At 69.8% G+C, this 4693-nt stretch carries 2 protein-coding genes; one reads left to right on the plus strand and one right to left on the minus strand.

Going from position 1 to position 4693, the window contains the following annotated elements; genetic code table 11:
• Positions 1-3467: indolepyruvate ferredoxin oxidoreductase family protein (locus DK459_RS23105; RefSeq protein WP_110135260.1), on the minus strand; the 3467-nt coding region annotated here is incomplete at its 3' end.
• 170 nt (positions 3468-3637) lie between these two features.
• On the opposite strand from DK459_RS23105, the gene mutY reads away from it, so the two are divergent.
• Positions 3638-4693, plus strand: a 1056-nt coding sequence (gene mutY, locus DK459_RS23110; RefSeq protein ID WP_370445615.1) for an A/G-specific adenine glycosylase, incomplete at its 3' end; no start/stop codon positions are given.

Raw genomic sequence — 4693 nt, forward strand, 5'->3', positions numbered from 1 at the left:
ACGGCGCGATCCAGGTTGCCGCGATTGAGCTTGGACAGGATGGCGCTCAGCGTCTCGCGATACTCGCGCGCCAGCTCGCGCTCGGCGCGGCGCTCGCGGGTGTAGCCGAACGGATCGAAGCGCGTGCCGCGCAGGCGCTTCATGCGCGCCAGCAGGCGGAACACCCGCAGCATGCCGGGGCCATAGGCCTTCTTGACCAGGTGGCCGTCGGCGCCGCGGCGCGCGAACAGCGGCGGCGCCAGATGGAAGCGCAGCTTCCAGTCGCCCTCGAACTGCTCGCCGATGCGCTTGAGGAATTCCCCGTCCGTGTACAGGCGCGCCACCTCGTATTCGTCCTTGTAGGCCAGCAGCTTGAAGTAGTAGCGCGCCACCGCCAGCGCCAGGCGCTGGGTGCCGGTGGCCTCGTGCTCGGCGTGCGCCACCTTGTCCACCAGGTCGGTGTACAGCCTGGCGTAGGCGGCGTCCTGGTACTGCGTCAGGAACGCGCGGCGCGCCTCGACCACGCGCTCCAGTTCGCCGGCCGGTTTCTTCAGTTCCACCACAGGACTAGCCGCGCGCGGGCGGCGGATCTCGATGATGCCGTCCGGATGCGCCGGCACGCCGCCATTGGCCAGAAGACGCGTGACGCCGGCCAGGTCATGCGCGGCGCGGCGCCCCCAGGCGAAGGCCGCCAGGTTGTTGGGCACCTGCTGGCCGTTCAGCTCGATGGCGCGCAGCAACGACTCGCGCGACAGCGGCAGCCAGCCCTTCTGGTAGGCGTAGCCCATCATCAGCGGATTGGAATAGATGGCGTCGCCCAGCAGCCCTACCGCCAGCGCCGACGCATCCACCGTGTGCAGGTTGTCCTTGCCGCAGGCGGCCTGCAGGTCGGCCGTCAGGTTGGCGCCTGGCAGCGTCCAGTCGGGGTTGGTCACGAACGCCGCGGTAGGCGCGGTGTCGCTGTTGAGCAGCGCGCGCGAGCGGCCCGGCCGCAGCCGCGCCATGGCGTCGGCGCTGGTGGCCACCACCAGGTCGCCGGCCAGCATCAGGTCGGCCTCGCCCATCGCCACGCGGGTGTTCATCAGGTGGTCCGGCGTCTGCGCCAGCACCACGTGCGAATACACCGCGCCGCCCTTCTGCGCCAGGCCGGCCATGTCCAGCACCGAACAGCCCTTGCCTTCCAGGTGCGCGGCCATGCCCAGCAACTGGCCGATGGTGACCACGCCGGTGCCGCCCACGCCGGCGATGAAGACGCCATAGGCCTGCGCCAACGCCGGCAACGCCGGTTGCGGCACGTCGTCGTCGACCGCGCCTTCCGGCGCCAGCGCGCGCGGCTTGCGCAGCTTGCCACCCTCCACCGTGACGAAGCTGGGGCAGAAGCCCTTCAGACAGGAGAAGTCCTTGTTGCAGCTGGACTGGTTGATGGCGCGCTTGCGCCCGAACTCGGTCTCCAGCGGCTCCACCGACAGGCAATGCGATTTCTGCGAACAGTCGCCACAGCCTTCGCACACGCGTTCGTTGATGACCACGCGCCGCGCCGGGTCGGGATAGGCGCCGCGCTTGCGGCGGCGGCGCTTCTCGGTGGCACAGGTCTGGTCGTAGATCAGTACCGACACGCCGGGGTGTTCGCGCAGTTCGCGCATCACCGCGTCCAGCTCGTCGCGATGCCTGACCGGCACGCCCGGCGCCATGCCGGTCATGCCCTGGTATTTCTCCGGCTCGTCGGTCACCACCACGATCTTGTCGATGCCCTCGGCCGCCACCTGGCGGCTGATCATCGGCACGCTGATGGGGCCGTCGACCGGCTGCCCGCCGGTCATGGCCACCGCGTCGTTGAACAGGATCTTGTAGGTGATCGGCGCCTTGGCCGCCACCGCCGCGCGGATCGCCAGCAGGCCCGAATGGAAGTAGGTGCCGTCGCCGAGGTTGGCGAACACGTGCTTTTCCTCGGTGAACGGCGCCTGCCCCAGCCACGGCACGCCCTCTCCGCCCATCTGCGTGTACACCTGCGTGTTGCGGCCCATCCAGGTCACCATGTAGTGGCAGCCGATGCCGGCCATGCCGCGCGAGCCTTCCGGCACCCGCGTCGAGGTATTGTGCGGACAGCCCGAACAGAACCACGGCTTGCGGTCTTCCACCACGCGCGGGCGCGCCAGCGCCTGTTCGCGATCGGCGATGAAGGCCAGCCGCGCCTCGATGCCGGCGCGCACGTCGGCCGGCAATTCGAAGCGCAACAGGCGCGCGGCGATGGCCTTGGCCACCATCGCCGGCGAAAACTCGTAGTGCGCCGGCAGCAGCCAGTTGCCCTGCGGCACCGCCCATTCGCCGCCATCCTTGTCGTCGAACTTGCCGATCACGCGCGGGATCTTCTTGCCGCTGCCGATCCAGCTGAACAGTTCCTCCTTCAACTGGTATTCGAGCACCTGGCGCTTTTCCTCGACCACCAGGATCTCGTCCAGGCCATCGGCGAAGCGCGCCATGCCGGTGGACTCCAGCGGCCACACCATGCCGACCTTGAACAGCCGCAGGCCGATGCGCTGGCACACCGCCTCGCTCAGCCCCAGGTCGGACAGCGCCTGGCGCGTGTCCAGATAGGCCTTGCCCGAGGTCATGATGCCGAAGCGCGCGTCGCGCGCCGGCACCTGCCAGAGTTCGCGGTTCAGGTTGTTGGCGCGGGCGTAGGCCAGCGCCGCGTACAGCTTGTAGTCCAGCAGCCGCGCCTCCTGCTGCAGGGGCGTGTCCGGGATGCGGATGTTAAGGCCGTCCGGCGGCAGCCGGAAATCCTCGGGCAGCACGATCTGCACGCGGTAGGGATCCACGTCCACCGAGGCCGACACCTCGACGATGTCGGTGATGCACTTCATGCCGACCCAGACGCCGGCATAGCGGCTCATGGCCCAGCCATGCAGGCCGTAGTCCAGCACCTCCTGCACGCTGGAGGGGAACAGCGCCGGGATCATGCAGGCCTTGAGAATGTGGTCGCTCTGGTGCGGCAGCGTCGACGACTTGGCCGGATGGTCGTCGCCGGCCACCACCAGCACGCCGCCGTGCGGCGAGGTGCCGGCGGCGTTGGCGTGCTTGAACACGTCGCCGCAGCGGTCCACGCCCGGCCCCTTGCCGTACCACATGCCGAACACACCGTCGTACTTGGCGCCGGGGAACAGGTTGACCTGCTGGGTGCCCCACACCGCGGTGGCCGCCAGGTCCTCGTTGATACCCGGCTGGAACTCGACATGGTGCGCCTTCAGGTACTTGGCCGCCTTCCACATGTTCTGGTCGACCCCGCCCAGCGGCGAGCCCCGGTAGCCCGACACGAACCCGGCCGTGTTCAGCCCCGCGCGCAGGTCGCGCAGCCGCTGCATCATCGGCAGGCGCACCAGGGCATGGATGCCGCTCATCCAGGCGCGGCCGCTTTCCAGGGTGTATTTGTCGTCCAGCTGGACAGATTCGAGCGCCGCGCGCAGCGCGGGCGTGAGGGGGGCATTCATGTCTACTCCGAGGGTCGTGGAACGCCCGCGGCGGCCAACGCACCACGCCCTCTTGAAGCGCATGCGGGCAAGCGGCGGGAGGTGAATTCCGGGCGCTCGATGCGCCTCTGTCCTACGGTTGTAACCGCTCGCCCCACCCCCGGCAATAGGGCGATGCGATAATTGCGGGCATGGACTTCGCCCCTCGCATCGTCGCCTGGCAGCGCCAGCACGGCCGCCACGATCTCCCCTGGCAGAACACCCGGGATCCCTACCGCATCTGGCTCTCCGAGATCATGCTGCAGCAGACGCAGGTGGCCACGGTGATCCCCTACTACGAACGCTTCCTGCAGCGCTTCCCCGACGTGGCCGCGCTGGCCGCCGCCGCCCAGGAAGATGTGATGCCCTACTGGGCCGGCCTGGGCTACTACGCCCGCGCCCGCAACCTGCACCGCTGCGCCCAGGAGATCGCGCGCGACTGGAACGGCCGCTTCCCGCCCAGCGCCGAAGCCATCGCCACCCTGCCCGGCATCGGCCGCTCGACCGCCGCCGCCATCGCCGCCTTCGCCTATGGCGAGCGCTCGCCCATCCTGGACGGCAACGTCAAGCGCGTCTTCACCCGTCACTTCGGCATCGCCGGCGACCCCGCCAGGCGCGAGATCGAGCAGCGCCTGTGGGCCCTGGCCGACGCCCAGGTCGAGGCCGCGCCCGGCCTGGACATGGCCGCCTACACGCAGGGCCTGATGGACCTGGGCGCCACCCTCTGTACGCGCGGCAAGCCGGCCTGCGAGCGCTGCCCGGTCGCCGATACCTGTGTTGCCCGGCGCGAAGGCCGCCAGGCCGAACTGCCCACGCCCAAGGCGCGCAAGGCGATTCCGGAACGCGAGACCGCGATGCTGGTGCTGCAGCACCAGGGCGCGTTCCTGCTGCAGCAACGCCCCGAACCCGGTATCTGGGGCGGCCTCTGGAGCCTGCCCGAATTCGACGCCGCCGGCGACCCCCTGGCCGCCTCCCGCGCCCTCGGCCTGGACCCCGAACAGCGCTTCGAACTCGCCGCCTTCGCCCACACCTTCACCCACTACCGCCTGCACATCCGCCCCTGGTACGTGCCCGTGCGCAGCGCCTCGCTGCGCCAACCCACGCAACCCGAACGCTGGGTCACCCAGGCCGAACTCCCCGACACCGCCCTGCCCGCCCCCGTCAAGAAACTCCTGCTGGGCCTGATCGAAGCCGGCCTCCCCGGCGAC

Origin of the sequence: Achromobacter sp. RW408 (assembly GCF_003184165.1) — a bacterium.
In the GTDB taxonomy this organism is placed as follows: domain Bacteria; phylum Pseudomonadota; class Gammaproteobacteria; order Burkholderiales; family Burkholderiaceae_B; genus Achromobacter; species Achromobacter xylosoxidans.